19 protein-coding genes and 1 pseudogene are annotated in these 26156 nt (G+C 73.4%); 9 read left to right on the top strand and 11 right to left on the bottom strand.

From position 1 onward, the window contains the following. The first annotated feature begins 163 nt into the window (after positions 1 to 163). The gene (locus ABZV93_RS05760; RefSeq protein WP_354930946.1) at positions 164 to 1534 is read left to right on the top strand and encodes a S8 family serine peptidase; all 1371 of its coding nucleotides are present in this window, start codon (positions 164 to 166) and stop codon (positions 1532 to 1534) included. A gap of 6 nt (positions 1535 to 1540) precedes the next feature. Here the strand turns inward: ABZV93_RS05760 and eccCa are convergent, their stop codons facing one another. Continuing rightward, a complete protein-coding gene (eccCa, locus tag ABZV93_RS05755; RefSeq protein WP_354930943.1) occupies positions 1541 to 5629 on the bottom strand; it encodes a type VII secretion protein EccCa in 4089 nt (1362 codons plus the stop codon). Positions 5630 to 5816: 187 nt separating this feature from the next. On the opposite strand from eccCa, the gene eccD reads away from it, so the two are divergent. Continuing rightward, positions 5817 to 7214, top strand: a complete 1398-nt coding sequence (gene eccD / locus ABZV93_RS05750; RefSeq protein WP_354930940.1) for a type VII secretion integral membrane protein EccD — start codon at positions 5817 to 5819, stop codon at positions 7212 to 7214. A 37-nt stretch (positions 7215 to 7251) separates the two neighbouring features. Here the strand turns inward: eccD and ABZV93_RS05745 are convergent, their stop codons facing one another. Next, the gene (locus tag ABZV93_RS05745; RefSeq protein ID WP_354930937.1) at positions 7252 to 7938 is read right to left on the bottom strand and encodes a hypothetical protein; all 687 of its coding nucleotides are present in this window, start codon (positions 7936 to 7938) and stop codon (positions 7252 to 7254) included. After that, positions 7935 to 9251 carry a type VII secretion protein EccE gene (locus tag ABZV93_RS05740; RefSeq protein ID WP_354930934.1) on the bottom strand — a complete coding sequence of 439 codons (1317 nt, stop codon included), beginning with the start codon at positions 9249 to 9251 and terminating at the stop codon, positions 7935 to 7937. Before ABZV93_RS05740 ends, ABZV93_RS05745 begins: the two co-directional genes overlap by 4 nt. Before the next feature lie 239 nt (positions 9252 to 9490). On the opposite strand from ABZV93_RS05740, the gene eccB reads away from it, so the two are divergent. The 3 genes from eccB to ABZV93_RS05725 all read left to right on the top strand — a co-directional run bounded on the left by eccB (position 9491) and on the right by ABZV93_RS05725 (position 12048). Next, positions 9491 to 11041: a type VII secretion protein EccB gene (eccB, locus tag ABZV93_RS05735; RefSeq protein ID WP_354930931.1), complete on the top strand. Its 1551-nt coding sequence runs from the start codon at positions 9491 to 9493 to the stop codon at positions 11039 to 11041. A 284-nt stretch (positions 11042 to 11325) separates the two neighbouring features. Then, entirely contained in the window at positions 11326 to 11673 is a 348-nt protein-coding gene (locus ABZV93_RS05730) for a WXG100 family type VII secretion target (RefSeq protein WP_354930928.1), read from the top strand. 84 nt (positions 11674 to 11757) lie between these two features. After that, complete coding sequence (locus ABZV93_RS05725) at positions 11758 to 12048, top strand: WXG100 family type VII secretion target (RefSeq protein ID WP_354930924.1); 291 nt, start codon at positions 11758 to 11760, stop codon at positions 12046 to 12048. A 43-nt stretch (positions 12049 to 12091) separates the two neighbouring features. Here ABZV93_RS05725 and ABZV93_RS05720 read toward each other — a convergent pair whose 3' ends face one another. From ABZV93_RS05720 to ABZV93_RS05700, 5 genes are all read right to left on the bottom strand, one after another. Then, complete coding sequence (locus ABZV93_RS05720; protein ID WP_354930921.1) at positions 12092 to 13003, bottom strand: hypothetical protein; 912 nt, start codon at positions 13001 to 13003, stop codon at positions 12092 to 12094. 189 nt (positions 13004 to 13192) lie between these two features. Further along, entirely contained in the window at positions 13193 to 14227 is a 1035-nt protein-coding gene (locus ABZV93_RS05715; RefSeq protein ID WP_354930918.1) for a nitronate monooxygenase, read from the bottom strand. Between the two features lie 75 nt (positions 14228 to 14302). Then, positions 14303 to 15496, bottom strand: coding sequence for an ATP-binding protein (locus ABZV93_RS05710; protein ID WP_354930915.1), 1194 nt, complete (start codon positions 15494 to 15496; stop codon positions 14303 to 14305). Between the two features lie 70 nt (positions 15497 to 15566). After that, positions 15567 to 16673 carry a DUF5808 domain-containing protein gene (locus ABZV93_RS05705; RefSeq protein WP_354930912.1) on the bottom strand — a complete coding sequence of 369 codons (1107 nt, stop codon included), beginning with the start codon at positions 16671 to 16673 and terminating at the stop codon, positions 15567 to 15569. Continuing rightward, positions 16673 to 17086, bottom strand: a complete 414-nt coding sequence (locus ABZV93_RS05700; RefSeq protein WP_354930909.1) for a GntR family transcriptional regulator — start codon at positions 17084 to 17086, stop codon at positions 16673 to 16675. The genes ABZV93_RS05705 and ABZV93_RS05700 overlap by 1 nt, the downstream gene beginning before the upstream one ends. A gap of 322 nt (positions 17087 to 17408) precedes the next feature. Between ABZV93_RS05700 and ABZV93_RS05695 the strand changes: the two genes are divergently transcribed. After that, positions 17409 to 18779, top strand: a complete 1371-nt coding sequence (locus tag ABZV93_RS05695; protein WP_354930906.1) for an MFS transporter — start codon at positions 17409 to 17411, stop codon at positions 18777 to 18779. A 181-nt stretch (positions 18780 to 18960) separates the two neighbouring features. Here ABZV93_RS05695 and ABZV93_RS05690 read toward each other — a convergent pair. The 3 genes and pseudogenes from ABZV93_RS05690 to ABZV93_RS05680 all read right to left on the bottom strand — a co-directional run. Continuing rightward, a pseudogene (locus ABZV93_RS05690) lies at positions 18961 to 19653 on the bottom strand (O-antigen ligase family protein); the annotation flags it as partial. 380 nt (positions 19654 to 20033) lie between these two features. Then, on the bottom strand, positions 20034 to 20894 hold the full coding sequence (locus ABZV93_RS05685; protein WP_354930903.1) for a hypothetical protein: 861 nt from the start codon (positions 20892 to 20894) through the stop codon (positions 20034 to 20036). Then, the gene (locus tag ABZV93_RS05680) at positions 20888 to 22027 is read right to left on the bottom strand and encodes a glycosyltransferase family 4 protein (RefSeq protein WP_354930900.1); all 1140 of its coding nucleotides are present in this window, start codon (positions 22025 to 22027) and stop codon (positions 20888 to 20890) included. The genes ABZV93_RS05685 and ABZV93_RS05680 overlap by 7 nt, the downstream gene beginning before the upstream one ends. Positions 22028 to 22223: 196 nt before the next feature. On the opposite strand from ABZV93_RS05680, the gene ABZV93_RS05675 reads away from it, so the two are divergent. The 3 genes from ABZV93_RS05675 (at position 22224) to ABZV93_RS05665 (ending at position 25948) form a co-directional block, all read left to right on the top strand. Beyond that, positions 22224 to 23819, top strand: coding sequence for a lipopolysaccharide biosynthesis protein (locus tag ABZV93_RS05675; RefSeq protein ID WP_354930897.1), 1596 nt, complete (start codon positions 22224 to 22226; stop codon positions 23817 to 23819). A gap of 123 nt (positions 23820 to 23942) precedes the next feature. Beyond that, positions 23943 to 24794 carry a WecB/TagA/CpsF family glycosyltransferase gene (locus tag ABZV93_RS05670; protein WP_354930894.1) on the top strand — a complete coding sequence of 284 codons (852 nt, stop codon included), beginning with the start codon at positions 23943 to 23945 and terminating at the stop codon, positions 24792 to 24794. 23 nt (positions 24795 to 24817) lie between these two features. Beyond that, complete coding sequence (locus tag ABZV93_RS05665) at positions 24818 to 25948, top strand: acyltransferase (protein ID WP_354930891.1); 1131 nt, start codon at positions 24818 to 24820, stop codon at positions 25946 to 25948. The last annotated feature ends 208 nt before the right edge of the window (positions 25949 to 26156 follow it).

The raw sequence follows: 26156 nt of genomic DNA, 5'->3' as shown, positions 1-26156 counted from the left end.
GTCACAGGCGGTGGTTTTCCGGATGTGGCCAGGGAAGACGCGCGCTCGGGCACCCACACCGGACCACCCACGGATGGCTGTGAACGGCTGTGGACGGCTCCAACGATGCACCTGGCGACGCCCGGTAACCTCGCCCACTGTGACGTGGGCGAACGGCAGGACCGTGCGAACAGCGGGAATCCTACCCGCGCTGGCCCTCGCGCTCGCCACCGTGGCTCCGGCGACGATCGCGCCGCCGGCGGCCGCCGCTCCGAACCCCACGCCGACGCCCACCGCGAGCCGGACGCCGCCGAAGTCTCCCGATCCGACGCCCACGTCGCGGACCGGCGACGAGCCCGGCGGCACCGGTGCGGGAAACGCACCGGTCGACCCGAGCCGCTACCAGAACACCGACTGCCGAAACCAGTACGCCGGTCCCGCGACGAGCGCCGGGGAGCCATGGGCGCAGAGCCGCCTCCAACTGGACCGGCTGACCCCGTTCGCCACCGGGCGCGGCGTCACCGTCGCCGTGGTCGACACCGGCGTGGACTTCCGCAACGACCAGCTCACGCTCGCCCGCGCTCCCCACGCGGCCAGCTTCGTGCAGGACGAGGACACCCCGATCCCGCCGTGGCGCGACTGCGCACCCGGTGGGCACGGCACCCTGGTCGCGGGCATCATCGCCGCCCGGGAGCTTCCGGGCGCCGGGCTGCGAGGTGTGGCGCCGCTCGCCGACATCATGTCCGTACGGGTCGCGCCCGGACCGGAGCAGGGCTCGGCCGCCGCGCTCGCCGACGGCATCCGCTACGCCGCCGACAACGGCGCCGACGTCATCAACGTGTCCGTCGTCACAAGCACCGAGTACGACCCGCTCGGGCAGGCCGTCCACCACGCCCTGGACAAGGGTGTGGTGGTGGTCACCGCCGCGGGCAACACCGGCGGCAACCAGGGCAACGCCGAACAGTGGCCGGCGGAGTTCGCCGCCGAGAAGGGGTACGAGGGCCTCATCGTGGTCGGCGCGGTCGACGAACAGGGCAAGGTCGCCGACTTCAGCACCACCTCGGTCCCGGTGTCCGTCGTCGCGCCCGGCACCAACCTCACCAGCACCGCTCCGAAGGGCAACTACCAGCGAGGCCAGCAGGGCACGAGCTTCGCGGCCCCGTTCGTCTCCGGGCTCGCCGCCCTGCTGGTGGAGAAGTACCACCACCGGTTGACACCGGTCCAGGTCAAGCGGCTGATCGAGGACACCGCCGACCATCCCGGGCTGGACCTTCCGGACCGAAGCTACGGCTACGGGATGGTCAATCCGTACGAGGCGCTGACGCAACTGCTTCCGGATGCGGGCACCACCCGGAGGCCGGAGACCGGCCCTGCGATCGCCCCGCTTCCCACGCCCGCCGCCGCCGACTCCACCCCGCGTAGGGTCGCGCTCGGCGTCGGCGGAGGCGCGGTCGCCCTGACCCTGCTCGTGCTCGCCGGTGTCGCGGTGGCCCGACGAGGGAGGGCCCGCGGCTGGCGCCCCGGCCCGAACACCGACGCGGACGCCGCCCGCTAGCTCCTCTCAGGAGGGGGGCTGGTCGGTGGCGCCCTTGACGTACGCGGTCTGGACCAGCCGGGTGCCGAGGCGGCGGCTCACCAGCGTGCCGCGGCCGGGCGGCAGCGGCGCACCCCGGACGCCGCCCCACAGCTGGCCCTCCTCCCTGGTGCCGGACATGATCAGGCCGGGGTTGCCCATGTCCCGGATGCGCTGGACGATCGGGTCGTACATCGCCCGGCCGGCGCCGCCGAACCCGCGGGCGATGATCACGTGCAGGCCGATGTCGCGGGCCTGGCTCACCAGATCGGTGATCGGCGCCAGCGGGTTGCCCGAGGAGGTGGCGACCAGCTCGTAGTCGTCCACGATGAGGTAGAGGTCGGAGCCCTTCCACCAGGACCGGTTGCGGAGCTGTTCCGACGTCACGTCCGGACCGGGCAGCCGCTTGCGCAGGGCCGCACCGACGTCCTTGAGCAGCGACGTCGCGGCGTCGGAGGACGCGGCGAAACCGATCAGGTGGTCGCCGCTCACCGCGTCCAGCAGTGCGCGCCGGTAGTCGATGATGATCAGCCGCGCCTCGTTGGGCGGGTGCCGGTCGACGATCCCGCGGGCGATGACCTCCAGCAGGTTGGACTTGCCGCACTCGTTGGACCCGAACACCACGAGGTGCGGCTCCTCGTCGAGGTTGAGGTAGACCGGTGCCAGCTCGTCCTCGTCGATGCCGATGGGAACGCCCGGCCGCGGGTCGGCGCCCGCCTGCGGCAGGCTCTGCAGCGCAAGCTCCTCCGGCAGCAGCCGCACCGGCGGCGCGACCGGCCCCCGCCAGGCGTCCGCGACCGCGGCGACCATCGCCTGCACGCCGTCGGCGACGTCCTCGGCTTCCTCCACCCCGTCGATGCGGGGCAGCGCGCCGAGGAAGTGCAGTTGTTCGGGTGAGAGCCCGCGCCCCGGCCGGTTGGCGGGGACGTTGGCGGCGGCCCTGCGGTCGACCTCGGAGTCGTACGGGTCACCGACCTTCAGCTCCAGCCGGGTCTGGATGAGGTCCTTGATCGCCATCCGGAACTCCGACCACTTGTTCGCGGTGGCCACCACGTGGATGCCGAACCCGAGCCCGCGGGCGGCCAGCGTGGTGACGGCGGCCTCGACGGCCTCGTGGTCGGCGCGGACCGTGCCCCACCCGTCGACGACGAGGAACACGTCGGAGGCGAACCGGTCGGGCTGGATGCGGCCCTGCCGCCGCATCCGGCGGTAGGTGGCGATCGAGTCGACGCCGGCGTCGGTGAAGGCGCGTTCGCGCTGCTCCAGCAGGGCGGTCAGCTCGCCGACGGTACGCCGGATGGCGTCCGCGTCGAGCCGGGTCGCCACCCCGCCCACGTGCGGCAGCCCGAGCAGCGCCGACAGCGTCCCGCCGCCGAAGTCCAGGCAGTAGAAGGCCACCTCGTCGGGCCGGTGGGTGAGGGCGTACGACGCGATCAGGCTGCGCAGCAGCGTGCTCTTGCCGGACTGTGGTCCGCCGACGATGCCGACGTGCCCGCCCGCGCCGGCCAGGTCGAGCCACATCGGGTCGCGGCGCTGGTAGTAGGGCTTGTCCACCAGCGCGACCGGGGCACGCAGCATCCCGCGGCCCTCCCAGTCGACCGTCAGGCCGTTGTCGGTGCTGACCGTGAGGGGGCCGGGCAGGAGCGCGCCGAGCGTCGGCGGCGCGTCCAGCGGGGGCAGCCACACCTGGTGTGCGGCCCGGCCCATGGTCTTCAGCTGGTCGACCACCAGGTCGATCAGCACCCGGGGCTCGGGCCGGTCCTGCTGGGCGTACGCCGGCACCTCCTCCGGCTCCGGCTCCACCGGCACCTGCACGATCTCGGGCTCGACGTAGTCGGTGGTGTAGGCGGTGATCCGCGGCACCCAGCGCTTCTCGCCCGGCTTCGGCGGCGGCTTGCGTCCCGGTCCGGTGGCCAGCCCCGACGGCTCGTAGGTCCCGCCGACGTAGGCGGCCTTGAAACGGACCAGGCCTTCCGTACCGACCTTGAGGTAACCGCCACCGGGCTCCCGCGGCAGCTCGTAGGCGTCGGGGACGCCGAGCACGACCCGGCTCTCACCGGCGGAGAAGGTGCGCAGGCCGACCCGGTAGGACAGGTGCGTGTCCAGCCCGCGCAGCTTGCCCTCCTCCAGCCGCTGGGACGCCAGCAGCAGGTGGACGCCGAGGCTTCGCCCGAGCCGGCCGATCATCACGAACAGTTCGATGAACTCCGGCTTGGCCGACAGCAGCTCGCTGAACTCGTCGACCACGATCCACAGCGACGGCATCGGCTCCAGCGGCTTGCCCTTGGCGCGGTCGTCCTCGTAGTCGCGCAGCGAGCCGTAGTTGCCGGCCTGCCGGAGCAGCTCCTGCCGGCGGTTCATCTCACCGGCAAGGGCGTCCTGCATCCGGTCGACCAGGATCAGCTCGTCCTCGAGGTTGGTGATGACCGCGGAAACGTGCGGCAGGCTGTCCAGGCCGAGGAAGGTCGCGCCGCCCTTGAAGTCGACGAGGACGAGGTTGAGCGCGTCGGGGGAGTGCGTGACGGCCAGGCCGAGCACGAACGTGCGCAGCACCTCGCTCTTGCCCGAACCGGTGGCGCCGATGACCAGCCCATGCGGGCCCATGCCGCCCTGGGCGGACTCCTTGATGTCCAGCTCCACCGGCTGACCGTCGGGGGTGAGCCCGAACGGGATGCGCAGCCGGTCGTGACGTGGCCGCGGCTGCCAGATGACGTCGGGGTCGAGATGGTAGGCGTCGGGGATGCCGAGCAGGCTCATCAGCTCCAGCTCGTACTGCGGCTTCACCTCCTCGACCTCCGCCTGCTCCTCGACCACGCCGGTCGGCCCGACCAGGGCGGACCGCAGCGGGGCGAGCTGGCGGGCGAACGACTCGGCCTGGGCGACGGTCAGCTCGTCGGGCCGGCCGAGCAGGCTCTCTTTGCCGCCCGCGTCCAGGTCGTCGTCGGCGCCCGCGGCGACGTGGAAAACCTGGTCGGAGGTGACCCGCAGCCGCATCACGCCGTCACCGAACCGTCGGACGGCGTTGCCGGTGAGGTCGATCACCGTCACGCCCTGCGGAGGTGAGCTGAGGAACCGCGAGTCGGTGCTGGCGTGCCCGCCGTCGACCAGGACGACGACGTGCGGCTGGCCGGTGAGCGGCTTGCCGTCGGCGGAGAAGAGCGGCCGGTTGGCGAGCTCAGGTGCCAACAGGCGTTCGAGCTCGGCCAGCGACGAGGTGACCAGCCGTACCTGACCCGCGCCGTCGGTGGCGGTGGGGTGCAACGCGTGCGGCAGCCACTTGAGCCAGTCCCAGTCGGCCCGCCTGTCGGGGGCCAGGCAGGACGCGACGACGAACTCGTGCGGGGCGTGGAAGGCGGCGAGGTGCGCGACCATCGCCCGGGCCAGGCCGCGGACGGCCTGCGGGTCGCCGTCCATGCGGACGTGCGCGAAACCGCGCAGGGACACAGCGACCGGCACGTCGGGAACGGTGCGGTAGGTGGCGATGAACCGGCGCAGGGCGCCCGCGGCGACCGGCTCGAGATCCTCCACCGGCTTGGTCTCGGGCGCGATCAGCTGCAGGACGAACCGCTGGACGCCCTTGGCGACGCGTACGTGCCCGAAGTCGCGGTCGCCGGGCCGGCGTTCCCACAGCCGCCTGCTCAGCGGCAGCATCCACAGGCTGTCGGGCTCGGGATAACGCCACTCCAGCGCCTCGCGCTGCCGGTTGGCGGCGGTGCGGACCCGCCGGCGGAGCTGGCCGAGGTAACGGAGGTAGTCACGCCGGCTGCCGTCGATCTGGTGCTTGCGCTCGCCGTTCTTGCCGCCGCTGCCGAGCTGGCTGATGTACATCCCCACCATGGACACGGCCATCGTGCCGCTCATCAGCAGCCGCATGGAGTTGTTGCCGGTGGAGCCGCTGGACAGCATGAACGCCATCACCGCACCGCCGCCGAGCATGGGCAGGATGCCGAACATCTTCTGCATCGCCCCGCCGGGCGTGGCCTCGGGCAGCTCCGGCGGCGCCTCGAACAACACCTCGCCCTTGGGCAGCGCCGGCGGCTGCCGGCGACCGGGGCGACGGTAGAGCACCGTGCTCACTGCGCGGCCCCTCTCAGCCGGACCGACGGGTGCGGTGGATGTGCGGTGGATGTGGTGCGGGTGTGCGGTGGATGTGCGGTGGCGGTCGGTGCACTTCGGTGTCAGACAATGGCAGACAATACGACCCGACACGGACAGGCCCCTCCAGCCGCTTCCAGGCTGCCCCAGCCCGACGAGGAGATCAACAGTGGACGCGAACAGCGGCGTGGAGCTCTGTCGCGTCACCGTCGTCGCCCCGCGCACCCGGATGGATCTCGCCCTGCCGACCGACACCCCGCTGGCCGACCTGTTGCCGACACTGCTGCGGTACGCCGGGGAGAACCCCGACGACCCGGCGTTCCTGCGTGGCGGGTGGGTGCTGCAGCGGCTCGGCGAGTCCGCCTTCGACCCGTCGCTGCACCTGTCCGGTCTCGGCGTACGCGACGGCGACGTGCTCCACCTGCGCCACCGCGAGGGAGCCATCCCGGAGTTCGCGTTCGACGACGTGGCCGACGCGGTCGCGGTGGCCACGCGGGAGCGGCGGGCCGCCTGGCAGCCGTCCGACGCACGGGCGACCGCCCTGTCGACCGCGGGCACGTTCTTCGCGCTGGGGGCGCTGGTGGCGCTGACCACCGGCCCGTCCTGGCTGCTCCAGTCGGCGGTGGCGCTGGTCGCCGCGCTCGGCCTGGTCGGTGGTGGTACGGCGATGTCGCGGGCCTTCGGGCAGCCGGACGCCGGTGTGCTGCTGGCGGCCGCGGGCGTCGGCTACGCGGGCGTCGGCGGGCTGCTCCTCCTCGGCGGCGACCATCGGCTCGGCGACTTCGGCGCTCCGCAGGTGCTGGTCGGGTGCGCCTTGGTGCTCGTGCTGGCGACGGTCTCGGCGTTCGCGGTGGCGGCCGGATGGGACGGCTTCCTCGGCGTCGCGGCCGTCGCCCTGGTCGGCGCCCTCGCCGCGGCGGCGGTGCTGGTCCTGTCCGCCTCGGCCGGGGTGGTCGCCGCCGCGACGGTGGCGCTCGCTCTGGGGGTGATGCCGTTCCTGCCGACGATCTGCGCCCGGCTCGCCCAGCTGCCGCTCCCCCAGCTGCCGACCAGTTCGGAGGACCTCCGCCGGCAGTCCGGCGTCCTGCCCGGACCGACCGTCCTGCAGCAGGCCGTCGTTGCCGACCGGCTGGTGGCCGCGCTGATCGCCGCCACCACCACGGTGTGCGCCGTCGGCGCGGTCTGGCTCACCCGGCAGCCGGGCTGGTTCGGGCCGGCGCTGGTCGGCGTCACCGGGCTGGCGTTGTTCCTGCGCTCCCGGCACTTCCGGGGCCGTACGCACCGGCGGTGGCTGGTGTGTGGCGGGGTGGCCTGCGCCGCGCTGCTGGTCTGGCGGCTGGCGACCGGCGACGGATCGGGGGCCATGACGGTGCTCGCGGTGGGGGTGCCGTGCCTGCTCGTCGCCGCCGCGCTCGGTGCCTGGGCGGTCAACGCGCCGGGGCGGCGGCTGTCGCCGTACTGGGCCCGCTACACCGACCTGTTCGAGGTACTCGTTCTGCTCACGGTGGTGCCGCTGGCGTTCGGCGCGATGGGCGTGTACGACGCGATCATCGCGCTGCTGTCCTGAGATTTCGGGGGCCCGGGCCTCGGGCCGGGCCGCGCGCTCAGCGGTCGCCGAACAGCCGCTGCTCCATGCCGCTCAGCCCGAGCTGACCGAACGCCAGCTGCCCGGCGGCGGCCACCGCGACGACGTCCGGCGGCATCTGGGTGAGCCAGCCGGCGCGGTCCCTGGCCAGGCCGAACCCGCGCCGGGCCACGTCGGCCGCGGCCGGCTCCACCCGCTGCGCGATCAGCAGGTCCGAGGACCGCAGCCGCTGCTCGTCGCTGGGCTCGAGGTCGGTCTGCACCGACATGAACGTCTGCCAGTCGCCCTGCTCCCACCGAGGCAGGGCCTGGTGGTCGCGGGTGGCGTCGATGACCAGCGACGGCCGGGCGAGGCTGCCGGTAGCGCTCACCCGGGCTCCCGTCGGCAGCACGGTCAGCCAGGACGGGCCGCGCGGAACGGCCGACACCAGCCGGCCCCAGGCGGCCACCGCGTCGGTGACCACGGTGACGTGGGCGCCGACCGCGATCGCGCGGTAGGCGACGAGCTGGGCCAGCTGGCCGCGGGACACCACGCAGATGCGCACCGGGTCGCTGCGGAACAGGCGTACGACGAGCGCACCGGCCTGTCCCGACCCGAGCACCAGCCCGGCCGGCGGCAGGGTGAGCGTGGTGTCGTCAAGGTCGTCCAGCCGCGTCTCGTGCGCCTGCACCTGCGGGAGGTGGGCCGGTTGCGTGCGGCGGGTCACCGGGCGCCGCCTCCCATCGGGATCGTGGCGATCAGGCCCGGCAACTGCTCGCCGTCCAGCCGGACCACCCCGATCTTCGCGCGGGCGCCTGCCTTGGTGAGCTGCCGGAACGCCGTACGGGCGAGCTTGGCGTCGTCGGCGACCACCCGGACGAACGTGGTCGTACGCACGGTCCGGTCCGGCGACCAGGTGAGGGCGAGCGAGGCCACGGCGGCTCGTACCGGCAGCCCGGCCATCGCCGCCAGCAACCGGGACAGCGACGGAATCCCCGCCCGGGGCCAGCTCCGCAGCCAGCCACTGACGTGGGCGGCCCCGTCGCAGCTCCAGCCGCGCCAGGACTCGGCCGTACGGCGCTCGCGGCGGGCGCCGGGCGCGTGCTGGGCGTCGACACCGAGGGTGAGGTCGAGGACCTCCCGCAGCTCCGACTCGTCCAGCGGGCGGCAGGGCAGCCCGGAGGAGGACAGCACCTTTGTGGCCCAGCCGACGGTGGTGCGCAGTGCCCTGCTCACCGCCTCCACGTCGGAACCGTCCAGCGTCACCGACGTGCCGTCCCGGCCCGGCTCCAGCCGCAGCGCGACCCACCAGGACGTCGCCGCCGGGGTGGAGCGGCCGCTGATCTCGGCGTACGACGCGCCGAGCTGGGCGGCGTAGGCACCCAACGTCGGAGCGGGCGCCGGCAACGTGCGGACGAGCAGCTGGGCGGACGCGAGCCGGATTCCCTCGGCGTCGCCGACGTTGGCCAGCGCGCCCAGCGGGACCCGAACGGGGTCGGCGGAAGCGATCAGGTCGTCACCGCGCGGGCCGAGGACGACGACGTAGCCGGTGCCGTCGTGGGCGACCCCGGCCGGGCGTTCGCCGCGCCGGCCGGCAACTGCGGACAGCTCGAACGCCGGCAGCCACTCCCGCAGCGGCGCGAGTCCCGGCTCGTGGGGCGGGGCCGGCGCGGCCTGCGCGTTGCGCCGGCGAAAACGCGCCCACACGCCCAGCCAGCGCCACAACGGCCGGCCGTTCCACCACACCGCGGTGCCGAGCGCGACCGCGAAGAACACCACTCCGCCGACCACCAGCAGCACGCCGCCCACGGCCACGCCGGCGGCGAGCAGCCCCAGCGCGACCTGCCACGCCACGAGGGTGGCGACGGGGAGGGCGCCCAGGTGGCGCCCGGGGTAGGAGCGCCGCAGCCGGGCCGGTCGCCGTGGACTTCCGGAGCCGGCTCCCCGGTCACCGCGGCCGGCACGCCGGTCGCGTCTGCGGTCGTTCGCCGGGGACGATCCGGTGCGAGCGGTTGGTTGCGGGGCGCGGACAGCGGACACCGGACCCCTCCTCCCGTGGACGTCAGGCGCACCCGTCGGGTGCGGCCCGCGCGGGCTGCGCCGCGGTGGTCGCGGCTCGCCGGAATATCGTAGTGTCGCCGACTCGGGAACCGCCGGGGGCGGCGAGGCCGATCCACCCGCGGCCGCAGTGCCCCAGAAGTGCCAGGGGTGGCCCCGAAGCGCCCCAGAAGTGTCCCGGCAGTCACCGCGCAGCGCCGTCCGCGAGGAACACCACCACGATGCAGACCCGACGCGACCAGCTCCAGGCGTACCGCTATCTCGTACGCCGGGTGCTCGCGGCCATGCTCGGCAACGCCCCGGAGGCGATCGAGCACCCGATGCGCCGCGTCACCACCTCGACGTTCGCGGGCATCATGGTCGGCGCGCTGGCCTGCGCGGGAGTGGCGTTGTACGCCTGGCTGGGCAACAGCTCCTCCACCCGCTGGAAGAACGACGCGGCCTCCTCGGTGATCGTGGAGAAGGAGACCGGCGCGCTGTACCTCTACCTGCCGCGGTCGGCCCTCGACTCCGGCGGGCCCACTGCGCAACAGACCCCCCAGACACCGCAGGCACCGGGGCAGGCCTGGCAGGGCGACGACAAGAACATGATCCTGGTGCCGGTACGCAACACCACGTCCGCGCTGCTGATCCGGGGCAGCGGGATGAAGAAGGTGTCGGTGAGCAGGGAGTCGCTCGCCGGGATCCCTCGCGGCCCCGAGATCGGGATCGCGCAGGCACCCACGTCGGTACCCCTCGCCTCCAGCATCCGGTCCACTCCGTGGGCGATGTGCGCGACGGCGGTCGCCGGCCAGGGCGGCGCCGCGACCGGAACGCCGAGGGTCACGGTGCTGATCGGTACGCCGGCGAAGTCGGTCGGCGGCCGCCAGGTCGGGGACGCCGCGCTGCTCGTGCGCGGCCCGGACGGCAGTCACCACCTCGTCTGGCACGGGCGGCGGCTCGCCGTCGGCGAACGCGAACTGGCGAGCCTGGGCTACTCCACCTCGGCCGCCGTGCCCGTGAGCTCGGCGTGGCTGCGGGCGTTGCCGGCCGGGCAGGATCTCGCCGGCCCCGTCGTACCCCGTCGCGGTGAGCCGGTCTCCGTCGGCGACCAGTCCGCAACGATCGGCCAGCTCTTCCACACCCCCGACCCCGACCGCTACTACGTGATGACCGCCGACGGCTTCGCCAGGCTGAGCGAGGTACAGGCGAAGATCCTGCTCGGCACCGGCGCGGGCGGTGACGGCAGCGGCGGCGGCCAGGCGCAGAGCACGTTCACCGAGATCGCGTTCAGCGTCGTACTCGCGCACACCTCGCCCACCGACGACGACCTGCAGGTGAAGGACCTCCCGCCGACAGCGCCGCGGCTGGCCGCCCCGTCGAGCCCGGACGCTCCGCTGTGCCTGTGGTACGACAACGACCAGGCCGGCGATCGTGCCCGGATGCACCTCACCACGGGTGGGACCCTCCCGGCCGGCGCGGGGTCGTCGGGGTCCTCGGGGTCCGCTGGATCGGATCCCTCCGCGCCTCAGGTGCTCGTGCCGCCCGGCGGCGGTGCGCTGGCTGCGTTGCTCCCGGCACCGGGCGTACGACCGACCGGCTACTACCTCGTCACCGAGTCCGGAGTGAAGTTCCCGGTGCCCGACACCGACACCCTGGCCCGGCTCGGTTACGCCGACGCGCATCCGCTGCCGGTGCCTCCCACGCTGCTGAACCTCATCCCGACCGGGCCTGCGCTGTCGCAACAGGCCGCCTACCGCTCCGAACGCTTCGCCCCGCAGCCCGGCAAGTAGAGCCCGGCAAGCAGCCGGGCGGATTTCTTCACCGGAAGAATCGGCGGGCCGCTCGACTACAAGGCTCGACTACAAGATGGCCAGGGAGTTATCCACAGCTGGAGATTTCCGGCCCCCGGCCAAACCTCGATTCGCGTTAGCGTGTTCTCGCGTCGGGTGCCAACCCAACCGACGATCTCCCGGCACCGCGGTTGACACGGGGACCGCGGTCGAGCGGAACTCACGGACGCACGCGACATCGCGGATCGGCGCCACCAGGCGCCGGTCGACAAACACTGCCCGGCGTGACCGGGCTGACGGAGGAGGTAGGTGTGGGAGGAGCAGCGTCGCAAGACAGAGCTGCGATGGCCGAGGCCGCCCAGCGGGTGGGCGACTCGTTCGATGTCATTGTCGGCATCAAGGGCAAGCTGCAGGACTACAGCAGGGAAGCCGCCGGCCAGTGGGAAGGCAACGCCGCCACCACCTTCACCCGGGTGATGGGCACCTTCGACGAGAAGTTCCTGACCGTCTGCGACGCCCTGAACGACCTGCGGGAAAAGATGGGCGCCGCGCGCATGAGCTACGAGGCGACGGAGCAGCAGCAGGAGGAAGGCGTCAACAAGATCGACCAGCTCCTCAACGGCCTGACCTGATCGCGGTCCGATCCGATCGCGGCCTGATCTGATGCACGTCCGACGAAGTTCAGCACGCCCTACCTGCACGGAAGGTTCACGTTCATGAGTGATTTGACCAGGTGGAACAGCCAGGCGCTGCTCGACCTCCAGGCCAACCTGCGGCTCGCCTACCGCGGCGTCGAAGACGAGACCAACGACCTGGAGAAGAGCCTCGAGGCCAAGCTCCAGGACTGGGACGGCGAGGCGAAGAACGCCTACTGGGAGGCGAAGGCCCAGTGGGAGAAGGCGATCCGGGAGCTCAACGGCGTTCTCGACCAGCTGCACGCGGCAGTTCAGAACGTCCACGACAACTACACCGCGACCGAGCGCAGCAACACCACGATCTTTCAGTAGGCCGCCCGTGTCGTCCGTCGTACGGCAGTGGCGATGGCCCCGGTCACCGCACCAGGTGGCCGGGACCTTCGCTGTCCGGGCCGGCCTGGCTCCGCCCGGCACCTGAGCCCACCTGACCGGTCGCGCCGGTCACGTCGCCGTGGTCCGCGCTTCGCCGACCGTGCCGGCGTACGACCCGCAGTGCCCACGCGGCCGAGGCTGCGAGGAGCAGACACCCGATGCCGAGCAGGACATAGCCGGTGGCGATCCGGCCGGTGTCCTGGCCGGCGTGCAGGACCAGCGCCGCGGCGATCGCGAGAGCCGCCGCGATCGTGACGATCCACCAGGCCGGGCCCCAGCGCACCGGCCGCGACCGGTTCGCCCACCAGGCGCCGAGCACCACCGCGGCGACGGTGCAGAGTCCCAGGGCGGTGAAGAGAACGAGGTTCGTGCGGTCGCTGGCCGTGGCCTCGGCCCGGTCCACCCCGGCCGGGTCGACTGCGAGCGCGGCGAAGACTCCCCGGCGAGGACCGAACGCGAACACCGCGTAGACCACCGCGAGCACGACCTCGACGAGCAGGACGACGAGCACCCGGCCGAGCGCATCCGGCCGGTCGGACGCCGGCCTCGGTGGCTCGTTCGCGACCGGAGGACTGCCGGCCGCTGCCGGCACGTCGGTGCCGGGACGGTTCGGCGGGGTTCCGCGGCGCGGTGGCGTCTGCCACGGTGCGGCGTCGACGGACCCGGACCACGGTGGCGACTCGGCCGGCGCTTCGGCCGGTCGCCGCCACGACGGCTGGATCGGGGACGGCCGGGCCCCCTCGGGCGGGTCGGACACGTCGCGGCCCGCGGGGTCGCCTACCGGATCACGTGCCGGATCGCCTGTCGGGTCCGACGAGTCGGCCAGTGCCAGCCCACACCGCGCACACGTCCGAGGGTTGTCGGGGTTGTCGTAGCCGCAACGTGCACAGCGCATCTACGGGAGCCTCGTCATCTCGTCGTGCCGCCGTCTTGCCGGACGGCCGCGAGCCTACCCGGACCGGCGCGCGCGAAAGGCCGAGGATCACCAAGCCCTCATCCGGTCACGCCGGGTTTCGTCTCTCCGCCGTGGGACTTCTCATCGAACTTCTCACCGGCGTACGACGCCCGCACCGGCGCACCGGCATCACCCGAGGTACCGCTCGTCGGGAACGCACAGCTCGGCAGCCGCACGCATGCAGCGTTCGGCGTCGTCGCCGATGGAACGCACGACCTCCTCGGCGCGGCGCTCGTCGCGTACCAGCCCGGCCGCCTGGCCGGCGTATACCACCGCGACGTCGTAGTCCTCCGCCTTCGTGGCCTTCGTCAACTCCTCCTTGACAGCGGCCAGCTTCCCGGCGGACTCCGGGTCGGACCCTTCCGCCCACTCGGTGAGCTCGGCCTCCCGCGGATGCCAGCTGCGGGCGAAGGAGTTGCGCAGGGCCCGGCCCGGATAGCGCTCGGGCCAGGGGATTCCGCCCACGAGGTCGAAGACCCGGGTGTGGATGGTGTCGGTCTCCTTGGCCGAGAGCACAGCCATCTTGGCCAGCAGCGGGCTGTGCGCCTCGGGGGTGGCGAGGAACGCCGTACCGATCCAGCCGGCGTCCGCACCCGCCGCGAGCACCGCGGCCAGCCCGCGGCCGGTGCCGATCCCGCCGCCGGCGAGGACGAAGACGTCGTCGTACTCCACCGCCTCGAGCACGCCCTGCAGCAGCGGCAGGGTCGCCACCCGGCCGGCGTGGTGGCCACCGGCCTCCGCACCCTGGACCACCACCACGTCGACGCCCGCGTCGACCGCCTGCCGCGCGTCGGCGACCGAGTTGACCTGGGAGGCGGCCAACGCGCCGGCCCGATGGACCTGGTCGATGTAGGGGCTGGGGTCGCCGAACGACAACGAGACCAGTGCTGGCCGGGCGATCTCGATCTCGTCCATCACGCCGGGCTGGTTCGGCAGCGCCCACACCTGCACACCGACGCCCCAGCGCTGCTGGCCCATCGAGGAGGCGGCGTCGAGGTGGGCGCGCACCCATTCCTTGGTCGCGCGACTGCCCACGCCGACCATGCCGAGGGCACCTGCCCCGCTGACGATGGAGGCGAGCCGGCCGGTGCCCGGGCCCGCCATCGGCGCGCCGACGATGGGGTAGCTCAAGCCGAGGAAGCGGGAGAACTTCGTCTGCAACATGGTGGCCTCCGGGGTGCGGGTTGGGTTCGCGGCGCCAGTCTGCCGCGCACCACCCCCAGGGTCCGGGAAGGCGCCTCAGGCGTGCTGGGAACGCAGGAACGCGCCGAAGTGCGGGACGGTGAACGCCACCGAACCCCGCTCCGCGGCGTACACCAGGCCCTTCTTGATCAGCCCGTCCCGCGCCGGCGACAGGCTCTGCGGCCTGCGGCCGAGCAGTGCGGCGACGTCCGCGGTGGGCACCGGCCGGTCGGCGCGTTCCGCGCCGAGCTCGGCCATCGCCCGCATGTACTCCCGCTCGGCCGGGGTGGCGCGTTCGTACCGCGATCCGAAGAAGCCGACCGCGAGTTCGGCCTCCGCCTCCGGTGCCGCGACCTTCACGTCGTCGGCGCTGATCGGGCTGCGCGGTGCGACGTCCCAGGTGGCCTTGCCGAAGGCCTGGACGAAGTACGGATAGCCGTCGGTGACGTCGTGCAGCGCGTCCAGGGCCGCCGGCTCGAACTCCACGTCCTCGGTCTGCGCGGGGACGGTGAGCGCCCGATCGGCGGCGTCGCGGTCGAGCCGGTCCACCGAGACGTAGCGGAAAAGGCGTTCGGCGTAGGACTTGCTCGCCGACAGCGCGGTCGGCAGGTGCGGCAGCCCGGCGCCGACCACCACGAACGCCACGCCGCGCTGGCTGATCTCGTGGCAGGCGCCGCACAGCGCGGCCAGCTCGGCGGGCTGGATGTCCTGCATCTCGTCGACGAAGACCGCGACGCCCACGCCGAGGTCGCGGGCGAGCTCACCGGCGGCGGTGAAGAGTTCGGTGAGGTCGAGTTCGAGGTCGCCGGAGTCGGCTCGGCCACGGCTGGCGGGAACGTCGTACGGCGGCCGCCAGCGCACCCCCTTGCGGTCCTTCACCGACGTCTCCAGCGCGAACGCCTTGAGTACGCCGAGGAAGTCGTCCACCCGCTCGGGGTCACGGTGGCGTGGGGTGAGCTCCCGGCTGGCCGCGTGCAGCGCCTGGGCGATCTGCAGCCGGATCGACCGGTCGGGGCGGGCCTCGACCTTTCCGGTGCCCCACGCCCGGCTCAGAGCCAGCGAGCGGAGGGCGTTCAGCAGGACGGTCTTGCCGACGCCGCGCAGCCCGGACAGGACGAGGCTGCGTTCGGGCCGGCCGGCGGCGACGCGTTCGAGCACCACCTCGAACTGGCGTACCTCACGGTCGCGGCCGGCCAGCTCGGGAGGACGCTGGCCGGCACCGGGTGCGTAGGGATTGCGCACAGGGTCCACGCTCAGACTGTATGGGCTCGTCTAGCCGTGACCCTAGATTTGACTAGAGGTGGCTAGCCGCGTGTCGCGGTCACCTCAGGACGACGGTCAGGAGCAGCGGCGCGAGGAGGATCGCCGCGAACAGCGCGATGCCCTTCGGGTTGCCGAAGTTGACCGTCCAGCCCACCCCGAGCCGCTTGGGTACGAACATCGCCGGGTCGGCGCGGTTGACGTAGACGCTGCCGGCGGGCCAGTACCTGTCGTCGTCGCGCTGCACCAGACCGGTGTCCTCCGCTGCCGTACCCGCGCCGGGCTCGCCGTCGGCCGGGAGCCTGCTGCCGCCTTGCCCGGTCCGGATCGCCGAACCGATCACCACCGCGGTGCCCACCAGGATCGGCAGGATCACCACACCCGCCGGCAGCCGCGCTCCGCCGCCCCACATCTGCCAGGCGATCACCAGCATGGACACGTCGACGAGCGCGGCGAGGACGAGCACCGCCTTGGCGGTGGCGAGGAGGAAGCCGCGGTACTGGTGGGCGGAGACCTTCGGTGCGGCCGCGTCCAGGTCGGGCCGGAACCGGATCGACGCCCACATCAGCCCCACCAGGAGCGCAGTCATCCCCACCTGGACGAACACCAGCGCGAACGCGCTGCCCACGGTGGTGGTCATGGTCCGGTCGGGCGTGCCGTCGAGGTCCCAGTGGGTGACGAGCGTCGGCGGCAGGTCGGGGTAGCGCACGATCCCGAGGACCGCGGTCGCCGCGCACAGGAGCACGGCCGGCACCGCCCACAGCCACGGGAAGCGAACCGGCTCCGTGCGCAGGGAGGTGTCGGCGGCCACGCCCTGCCGCAGCCCGTCGTACCAGCCTTCGCGTTCCTTCACCGTGCCGATCTCCCGGCGAGCCCGCAGGAACGCCGGCAGCCACACCACGACGACCGCGACCAGTGCGATGCCCTGCGCGACCGGCAGCGGGAGGAGGTAGGTCAGCCCGACGGCGGCCGCCACGACGACGATCCCGGCGCCGAGGATCCACCGCCGGTACGTCCGCAACTGCGCCGCGATGACGGGGGCGTCGGCGTGCGCGGCCGGAACCCGGATCCCGAACGGCAGCGTCCGGCGGTTCATGGTGGGCAGCAGCCACAGCACCACCAGGCCGAGGACCGGCCCGAAGAGGTTCACCAACATCGACTCGGCCATCACTGCGTCCCCTCGTGGTTCGTCTCGGGTTGCGGCTTGAACGACGTGAGCACCGACCGGCAGTGCTCGAGCGCCTCCGGGCCCCGCACCCCCTGCGCGACGGCCTCGGCGAGCAGGGTGCGCAGCCTGGCTTCCCAGTCGCCGACGAAACCGGGCCCCGGTGGGCCGGACGCCGGGTCGCGGACGACGACCGCGCCGCTCTTGCGGTTGAGCCGGAGCAGTCCCTCGTGGCGAAGCAGGTCGTACGCCTTGTTGACGGTGTGGAAGTTGATGCCCAGGTCGACCCCGAGTTGACGGGTGGACGGCAGCGGACTGCCTTCCCGCAGGTCGCCGGCGGCGATGGCCTCGACGACGCGGTCCCGGATCTGCTGGTAGATCGGGACCTCGCTGGCGAGGTCCAGAGTCACGATCATGTCATCTCCTGGCGCTCTGTTATAGAAGTTATAGAACAAAGCGCGATAGTGCGTCAACTCGATGCCCGTTGGAGGGTCGGCGGAGGCTCGGAGACCGGAGACGGCGGAACGCCGGGCGGCACCCGGGTCTCGTGGCGTATCAGGGCGTATCAGGCTGTCTATCGGTCGCTAGCGCAGGTCTTAGATTCGGCTAGAGAGCACCAGAGAAGGGCAGAGAGCGGCGATGCCGGGCCTGCGGGCGGGAACAGAGCCTGGACCGGCCTGGACCGCTTGGCCGCCGATCCCTTGAACTCAACCCCGGTTGAGGCCCGAGGCTTGGCCCGTGCCGTTTCTTTCCGCGTACCGCCCCCTGCTCACCGACCCGCGGCTGCGCCGCCTGCTGGGCGCGTTCGGGGTGAGCGACCTCGGCGACGGGATGAGCGTCGTCGCGGTACCCCTGCTCGCCATCGAGATCGCCGCGCCGGGCCAGGCGGGGATGCTGGTCGGCGCGTCGGTCGCGGCGTACGCGCTGCCCGGCGTCGTCGGCGCCCTGGTCTTCGGCCGGTGGCTGCGACGGCTACCGGCCGCGCCGCTGCTGCTCGCCGACTCCTCGCTGCGGGCGGCATGCCTGTCGGCCGTGGCGCTCGGCTCGGCGTTCGGCGTTCTCCGGCCGGTGGGACTGGTGGCGCTGCTCGCGCTCTCCTCACTGCTGCACGCCTGGGGCTCGGCCGGGAAGTTCACCCTGCTCGCGGAGTTGCTGCCGCCGCACCAGCGCCTCGCCGGGAACTCGCTGGCCAGCTCGACGAGTTCCATGGCGATGATCGTCGGGCCGGCGGTCGCGGGTGTCGGCGCGGCGGTGGCCGGACCCGGCTGGGTGATCGGCGCGGACGGGGTGTCGTTCGCCCTGCTGGCGCTGGTGGTGTGGTCGGTCCACCGGGAGGTACGCCGTACAGCACGCGGAGCCGGATCGGCCGACCCGGCCGGAGCGCGCGGCTCGACATCCGGGCTGCGCTTCCTGCGCGGCCGGCCCGCGCTGCTCGGTCTGCTGGTCCTGACCTGGGCGTTCAACTTCCTGTTCGGCCCGGTCGAGGTGGCGCTGCCGCTGCACGTCACCGGCGGCGACCGCGGCCACACCGAACTGCTCGGCGCGTACTGGACGGCGTTCGGGATCGGGGCGGTGGCCGGCGGTCTCACGGTCGGTGCGTTGCGGCGGCTCTCGCCCGCGCCGGTGCTGCTGGCCGTGGTCGCCTGCTGGGGCCTGATCCTGCTGCCGTTCGGGTTCGGCCCGCCGACCGCGGTGGAGCTGGTCTGCTTCGGTCTGGGCGGAGCGATCTACGGGCCGTTCCCCGCCGTGTCGTACACCCTCCTACAGGCGCGTACGCCGGCCGCCGCGCTGTCCTCGGTGCTGGCCGCCCGGTCGGCCGTCCTGCTCACCGCGGCGCCGGTGGGTACGGCCATCGGCGGCCCGCTCACCAGTGCGTTCCGGCCCGCGCACGTGCTCGCCGGCTCAGGTGCCGCGACGCTGCTGCTGGCGCTCGCCGCCGTGGTGGCCTGGCGCGGCCGGAGCGTGCTCGACCGGCTCAGCGGGCCGGCTCGACGTCCGCCTCGGCGGGTTCCGGCGCCTCCTCCGCGCCGACCGGCCGGGGAGGGCCGGCCACCGACAGCCACGGCAGCGCACACCCCGCCACCAGCATCACCAGAGCGCTCGCGGTGAGCGTCACGGTGAACAGGTTGTTGGCCATCCCCTGGAAGAGGAACGCCAGCACCGCCACCCCGATGCCGAGGGGCTCACCGGCGGCCGGGCGACCCGCGGCGGAGAGTTTGCGCGCCCGCCGGATGACCGCCACCGCCACGGCGGCCAGGACGACGTTGAGGACCAGCGCACCGAGCAGGCCGAGGATGCCGTTCTCCGCTCCGGCGAGCAGCACGGTGTTGTGCGCGTTGTTGCCGGCCACCCCGAACGTCGTCGTCCGGTAGGTGGCGGGGTCGGCCGCGGTGAACGCGGCCTGTTCGCCCGGACCGACCCCGGCCAGCGGGTGGTGCCAGAAGACCCGCAGACCCGAGGTGTACAGCGCCATCCGGTCGGTCCGGTCGTGCGCGATCCGCTCGAACGCCGGCGGCACCAGGACGAGTACGCCGACCAGGACCGCGACACCGCCGACCAGCCATCGCAGCCGTCCGCGCAGCGCCACCAGTGCGGCCGCGGCGAGCACGGTGACCGCGAGCGAACTGCGGGTGTAGGTGAGGACCAGCGCCACCATCTGCACCAGGACCGCGGCCGACCACCACAGGCGCGTACGCCGGTCCGCCGCGTCCAGCGCGATCCCGAGCGCGACCGGGATGGACAGCACGAGCAGGGCGCCGAGGAAGTTCGGGGACAGGTCCAGCGTCCCGGTCACCCGGCCCGGGATCTCGCCCACCAGGCTGGTGTTGCCCTCCGCCGGCTGCAGGCCGAACCCACCGGGCAGCCCGACGAAGTACGCCACGACGCTGAACGCCGACTCGAACGCCCCCACGCCGGCCAGCGCCCGGGCCACCACCCAGCGGGTGCGCTCCGGCGGTGACTGGGCGAGCACGACCAGGACCATCGCGACGTACAGCAACAGCCGGCCCGGCCCGCGGAACAACAGGTCGACCGTGTCCGGCAGGGTGTCGGCGTTGACGAACGCCGACACCGTCGCGCCGGCGGCGAGCAGGCCCGCACCGAGCACCAGGCCACGGCCGAACGGCGCGCGTTCCAGCGGGCCGCGCCGCCAGGCGTACGGCACCAGCAGTGCCAGCCCGAGCAGGAAGAGCAGGTCGTCGGCACCGACCCCGGCGGCGATCGTCTGGTGCGGGGGCACGACCGTGAACACCGCGACCAGCAGCCCCAGCACCGGCGGCCAGGCGCGCAGCCGCGGCACCAGGCGCCACACCAGCACGGCCGTCACCACCGCGGCCGCACCGAACGCGAGCGCCATCGACGCCCTCACCGTTGACCGCCCTGACACGGGCAGTCCGGACCGAACTTGCTGATCGGCGGGCTGAAATCTGACCGCGCGTCGGCCGGGATGAGGTCCTTGTCGAGCACGTTGTGGCGGACGAGGTGGTCGACGCCGATGTCCACCGCGTCCGGCTCCACCCGGACGGCGTGCACGGCGCCGACCACCATCAGGTCGTCGATGCGCACGTGCCGCGAGCCCCTGGACAGGCAGATGGCGTCGCCGTTCTTCACGGTCACGCCGTAGTCGTGGGGGGACGCCCGACCGCTGCGGAGGTAGAGCCTGCCGCCGGACCACCAGGCCGCCTCGTGGGCGTAGTCGCGGGGCGCCCGGGCATAGCCGGTGAGGGCGATCCCGCCGATCTTGACGAAGCCGAAGTCCGGGTCGCCGGCCAGCCGGATCCGGTCCGGCCAGGGCGCGCTCCAGGTGCGGTGCTCCGGCGTGGTCTCCCGCAGCGTCCACGGTCCGGTGACGGGCGTGTCGGTGGTGAGCACCACCGGGCGCAGGATGTTGGTGTAGACGTTGCGCCGGATCACCACCGGCCGCTCCGCGGTGCCCACGACAGTCGGGCAGTGCACCCCGGTGCCGAGGTACGGAAGCTGGTCGCCGTACCCCGCCATCAGGATCTGGGTGCCCGGGCGGGCACGGCGCAGCGCCTCGGTCAGCGTCGCCAGCGGCTGGTCGGGGAGCGTGCCGGGCACGCCGTCGTCACCGATCCGGGCATCGACGTACAGCGTGTGCGGCGATCCGGCACTGGCCGGCGGGACGACCCGGTCGGCGACCAGGCTCACCGCGAGCACCGCGACCGCGGCCACGACGAGGCGGAGGAGCGTCCGGCGGGTCAGCACGGGCGCCTCAGCACCTCGGCCCCGCCGGCCGGTGGCGCCGACCCGGCCGGCGCCGACCCGGCCGACGTGGCCGACCCGGACCTGGCCGGCAGGCCGGCGTACAGGTCGATCGTCGCGGCCGCCGCGGCGTCCACGTCGTGCGTACGGGCAACCGCGTCGCCCGCGGTCACGAGCGCGGCGCGACGGGCCGGGTCGCGGACGGCATCCTGGGCGCGCACCAGCGCGGACGCCAGCGCGGACGAGTCTTCCGGCGGGCAGGTGAACCCGGTCACGCGGTCGGTCACCGACTCGGCCAGCCCGCCCACGGCGGAGACGACGGGCACGCAGCCGGCCGCCATCGCCTCCAGGGGCGCGAGACCGAGCGCCTCCTCCCGCGAGGGGACGGCGAGGAGTTCGGCTCGGGCGATCTCGCCGACCACGGCGCGCTGCGGCAGCGCACCGGCGAAGTCGACCCGCAGGCGTGCGGCGGCGGCCTGGCGCTGCAGCGGCTCGCGTTCGGGTCCGTCGCCGACGACCCGCAGACTCGGGACGGGGACGCCCCTCCGGTCGAGTTCGGCCAGCGCGGCGAGCAGTACGTCGAGACCCTTGCGGTGAACGAGGTTGGCGACGAAGAGGAGTTCGTACGGCCGCGAAGCCCGTCCGTCGGCGATGGTGCCGGAGTCGGTCCTTCTGTCGGAGGCGACGCGGGCGGCGGCCAGGTCGGCGTACCTGATCCCCGGCGACACGACGGCGACGCGTTCGGCCGGAAGGTGGAACCGGCCGGCTACCTCCCCGGCGAGGTAGCGGCTGTTGGCGACCACGAGGTCCGCGCGCTCGAACACGAACCGGCACAGCCGGGCGTCGACCCTCGACCGCCCGGGGAGCCGGAGCACGTCCGACCCGTGCGCGAACAACACCAGCGGGGCCCGCAGCCGGGCCGCGAGCGGCCAGGCGAACGCGCCGGACGGGTGTGCGATGTGCGCCTCGACGACGGTGCCGGGCGTGCCCGAGCGGCTGGTTCGACCTGGGCGGGCGGCGCGGACCACTCCGGTGAGCAGGCCGGCGTACCGTGCCGCCGCCGACCGGTGGTCGCGGACCGCGACGACCTCGACGTCGTGCCCCTGCCGCTCCAGCGCCTCCACCCGGTTGGCCACGAAGGACCCCCAGGCGGGCCGGCGCCGGCTCGGCCAGAGATTGGTGACGACGACGACGTGCAGCGGTGGCTCCTCGCTCGGGTGTACCTGTGCGGCGTGCGCCGGACCGCTCGGGCCGACGCGACCGGCGACCTCGATCGCCTGATCCGAAGGCTCTAGGGTCGGTCCTTGCGGATCAAGACCCTAGGACGCGACGGTGCCGAAGAATACCCTGCCGAACCCGGACGCCGACCCGACAGCCGGTTCCCCTGTGGACGACGGCGCCGGTGCCGGTCCGGACGGCGAGCCGGTTCCGCCGACGCCCACGGACGAGGAGGCGGCCGCACGGCGCCGGCTCACCGGCCGGTTGGTCCGCGGCACATTGTGGTCGATGCTCGGGATCGCGGCACTCGGCGTCACCCGGCTGGTCTACACCGCGCTGGTCGGGCGCACCGGCGACCCGGCCCGGTTGGCGGCGGTCAACTCCCAGGTGTCGCTGGCGTTCCTCGCGACGTTCGCCACCGCAGCCGCGACCGGCGCGGGTGCGGCGAAGTTCCTCCCGCTCACCGCCGCGCGGTCCGGGCCGGCCGCGGCCGCCGCCGTCCGCCGCCGGCTCACCCGGTGGACGGTCGCGGCGACCGTGGCCGTGGTGGTGGCGCTGGCGGCGTTCGGGCGGGTGTTCCTGCCGGACGCGGGTTGGGCCGACGTGGCGTGGGTGTGCGCGCTGGTCACGGCGTACGGCGCGTACTCCTACACCAAGTCTGTGCTGTACGGCCACCACCTCCCGCACCGCTACGCCGTCCTCGAGGTGGCCGCGGACGCGGTGATCCTCGTCCTCACGGTGGCGGTGGTGTGGTGGGTGCCGACCCGGCCGGCGGCCGGCGTGCCGGGCCTGCTGCTGGCACCGCTGGTGGTGGGGTACGCCGCGTTCGCGGTGGCGGCGGCCCGGTCCGCGCCGCGGGTCCGCCCGGGTGAGCTGCCCGCCCTGCGCGGTGAGCTGGGTGGCTTCGTGGCGTACACCGCGGTCGGCATCGCCGCGGGACAGGGCTTCTTCCAGGTGTCGATGATCGTGGCCCGGCACGCGACCGGCGGCTCCGAAGCAGGCGCCTACGCCGCCGCCATGAGCCTCGTCGGCCCGGCGTTCTTCCTGCCGCGGGCGATGGGGATGGCGTTCTTCCCGGCCGCGGCGGAGGCGGTCGGGCGCGGCGACCAGTCCGCGCTGGCCCGGCACACCGACCTGGTCACCCGGCTGTTGTTGCTGACCGCGCTCCCGGTGTTCGGGCTGGCGGCGATGCTCGGCGGTCCGGTGCTCGGGCTGGTCTTCGGACCGACGTACGCCGACGGCGGGCCGGCCTTCGCGATGCTCGTCCTGGCGGTGTTCTGGTACGTCGTGGCGGTGCCCTCGGTCAACGTGCTGTCCGCGCAGAACCTCACGCTGGCCCGGATCCCCCCGCTCGCCTCGGCGGCGGGGGTGGTCGTCGGGGTCGCGACCTGGCTGACCGTCGGCGCGCACTGGGGCGCGGTCGGGGTGGCCGCCGGCTACCTCGCCGGGATGCTGGTGCAGGCCGGCGTGCCGCTGGTGGTCGCGTTCACCCGGCTCCGGCTGAGGTGGGGCACCCGCCTGCCGCGCTACGCCGCCGGGCTGGCCGCCGGGATCGCCTCGTCCACGGTCGCGGTGCTCACTCCGCGTCCCGGCGTGATCGCCGTGTGCGCCGCCGGGTTCCTCCTGGCGTTCGGGCTGCTCAACGCCTCCGAGCTTGCGGGTACGGTTCGTCGCGTTCAGGAACTGCGATCGGCCACCGCTCGGCGCTGACCGCGGTACCCGTCGGGCGCGCATCATCCGTTCGCAGGGGATGTCCGGCACTCGACGGCACGATCATCCGACTGGCATCCTGATCGGCGCACATTGGTCGGTGGTTCCGGCGCGGGAGGGAATGTGACGACAACGCGGCACCTCCAGGCTCAGGTCGGGCCGCGTGCGGCCGGTCCCGCCCCTCCTGAAGCCGACCGGTCGCGGCGCACGCACATCTGCGGCGTACCCGTCGACGTCCTCACCATGGAGGAGACGCTCGTCGCGGCCAGCGAGCTCATCGAGTCCGGACGCCCGCACCAGCACGTCGCGATCAACGCGGCGAAGGTGGTGGCCGCCCGGCGCGACCCGCGACTGCGGCAGATCATCGAGTCCTGCGCGCTCGCCAACGCCGACGGCCAGTCGATCGTCTGGGCCAGCCGGCTGCTGCGGCCCCGGCTGCCCGAACGCGTCGCCGGCATCGACTTCATGCTGCGGATGTGGGAGGTCGCGGCAGACCGCGGCTACCGCGTCTACCTGCTGGGCGCCAAGCCGTCGACGGTGCAGAAGGCCGCCGACGCCGCCCGCGCGCAGGGCGTCACGGTGGTCGGCGCCCGCAGCGGCTACTGGACCCCGGCCGAGGAGACCGCCGTCGTGGCCGAGGTCGCGGGCTCCCGGCCCGACCTGCTGTTCGTCGGCCTGCCCACGCCGCGCAAGGAGGAGTTTCTGCACCGGCACCTGGACCGGCTGCGCACTCCGCTGGCCGTCGGCGTCGGCGGCTCGTTCGACGTCGTGGCCGGAGAGGTCACCCGCGCGCCGGAATGGATGCAGCGGACCGGACTGGAGTGGGTGCACCGGATGCGGCAGGAGCCACGCCGCCTGGTCCGGCGCTACGCCGAGGGAAACCTGAAGTTCGTCGCGATGGTGGTCCGGGACGCCGCCAACCGGATACGCCGCACGCCCCGGCGGCCCGACCGGCCACGCCACTCCGCGCGCTGAGCGCTCGCACCCCGACGACCGACGTGCCGACCACCGATCCGGCGTCCGCCGAACCCGGCCTTCGCCCCGCCGCGAGCTCGGAGACCATCCCTTCCTCGGACACCGCCGCGCCCGGGCACGTCCACTGGCTGTCGTGGGCGCGGATCGTGGCGATCGTCGCCGTCGTCACCGTCCACGTGTGCGCCCACCTCACCCTGGAGTGGGGGACGGTCGGCGCGAAGCTGTGGCACTTCGGCAACCTCGCCGAGTCGGCCGGCCGGTTCGCCGTACCCCTGTTCGTCATGGTGTCCGGAGCGACCCTGCTGCAGCCCCGGCCGGCGGAACGCCTGAGCGACTTCTACCGCCGCCGGGCCGCCCGGATCGCGGTGCCGCTGGTCGCCTGGACCGCGGGCTACCTCGTCCTCGACGCCTGGCTGAACGGCCGGGCGATCACGTCGTACACCTTCGTGCAGGGGTTCGCGTGGGGCCGGCCGTACTACCACCTCTACTTCCTGTACGTCGTCGCCGGGCTGTACCTCGTCACTCCGTTCCTTCGGGCGTTCGTCGCCACCGCCGACCGTCGACTGCTGGTCGCCGGCACCGCCGTGTGTCTCGGCCTGGCCGTCGCCGACAAGGCCCAGCACCTGCTGATGGGCGGCGGCGGGTTCAACGCGTTCTCCTACTTCGTGCCGTTCCTCGGCTACTACCTGCTGGGGTACGTCGTGGCCACCGCGCGGCCGCGCCGGCCCCGGCGGACCGTGCTCGCCCGGTCGGCGGCCGCGTACGCCGGCGCGGTGCTGGTGACGGCGGCGGTCACCTGGTGGCTGTTCGGCCTGGTGGGACCGCAGGACGGCCGGCCGCTGTACGACTACTACGCGCCGACCGTGCTGGTGGCGGCGGTGGCGATGGCGTACGGACTGCGCGCGGTGTTCGGCGACCGGGCACCTATCCCGGCACGCGCCCGGCTGGTACGCCGGCTGGCCGACCTGACGTTCGGCATCTTCGTGCTGCACCCGATCCCGCTGGAGCTGCTGGTCCGCCGGCGGCAGCCCGCGTTCGCCTCCGACTACGCCGACATGGCGTTCCACGTGGGAGTCGTGCTGGCGCTGGTGGTCGGCTGCGGACTGGTCACCCTCGTACTCCGGCGCGTGCCCGTGGTCCGCCGGCTCTTCTGACCGGCTGTTCCCGCCGGCGGGCCGACTGGTCCGGTCCGGCCGGTCCGACGTGCGCGTCTGACCGTCGGGATGGATCCCGCGCAAGCTTGCATCCGTGATCGACTGAAGCCACCCTCGATAACCGGACGACCGGGCGGCGCCGATGCGTTGTCCACAAGGCGACGATTCGCAGCAGCCGCAGCGCCGCGTGCTCGCGTACCGTAGTCGA

This window comes from Actinopolymorpha sp. NPDC004070, from assembly GCF_040610475.1.
Classification (GTDB): domain Bacteria; phylum Actinomycetota; class Actinomycetes; order Propionibacteriales; family Actinopolymorphaceae; genus Actinopolymorpha.
This window is presented reverse-complemented; position numbering and strand designations above follow the sequence as displayed.

Coding starts and splice junctions, on each gene's coding strand:
- ABZV93_RS05700 (WP_354930909.1), bottom strand. CDS start 17,086: ATGATCGTGACTCTGGACCTCGCCAGCGAGGTCCCGATCTACCAGCAG.
- ABZV93_RS05705 (WP_354930912.1), bottom strand. CDS start 16,673: ATGGCCGAGTCGATGTTGGTGAACCTCTTCGGGCCGGTCCTCGGCCTG.
- ABZV93_RS05720 (WP_354930921.1), bottom strand. CDS start 13,003: ATGCGCTGTGCACGTTGCGGCTACGACAACCCCGACAACCCTCGGACG.
- ABZV93_RS05725 (WP_354930924.1), top strand. CDS start 11,758: ATGAGTGATTTGACCAGGTGGAACAGCCAGGCGCTGCTCGACCTCCAG.
- ABZV93_RS05715 (WP_354930918.1), bottom strand. CDS start 14,227: ATGTTGCAGACGAAGTTCTCCCGCTTCCTCGGCTTGAGCTACCCCATC.
- eccB (WP_354930931.1), top strand. CDS start 9,491: ATGCAGACCCGACGCGACCAGCTCCAGGCGTACCGCTATCTCGTACGC.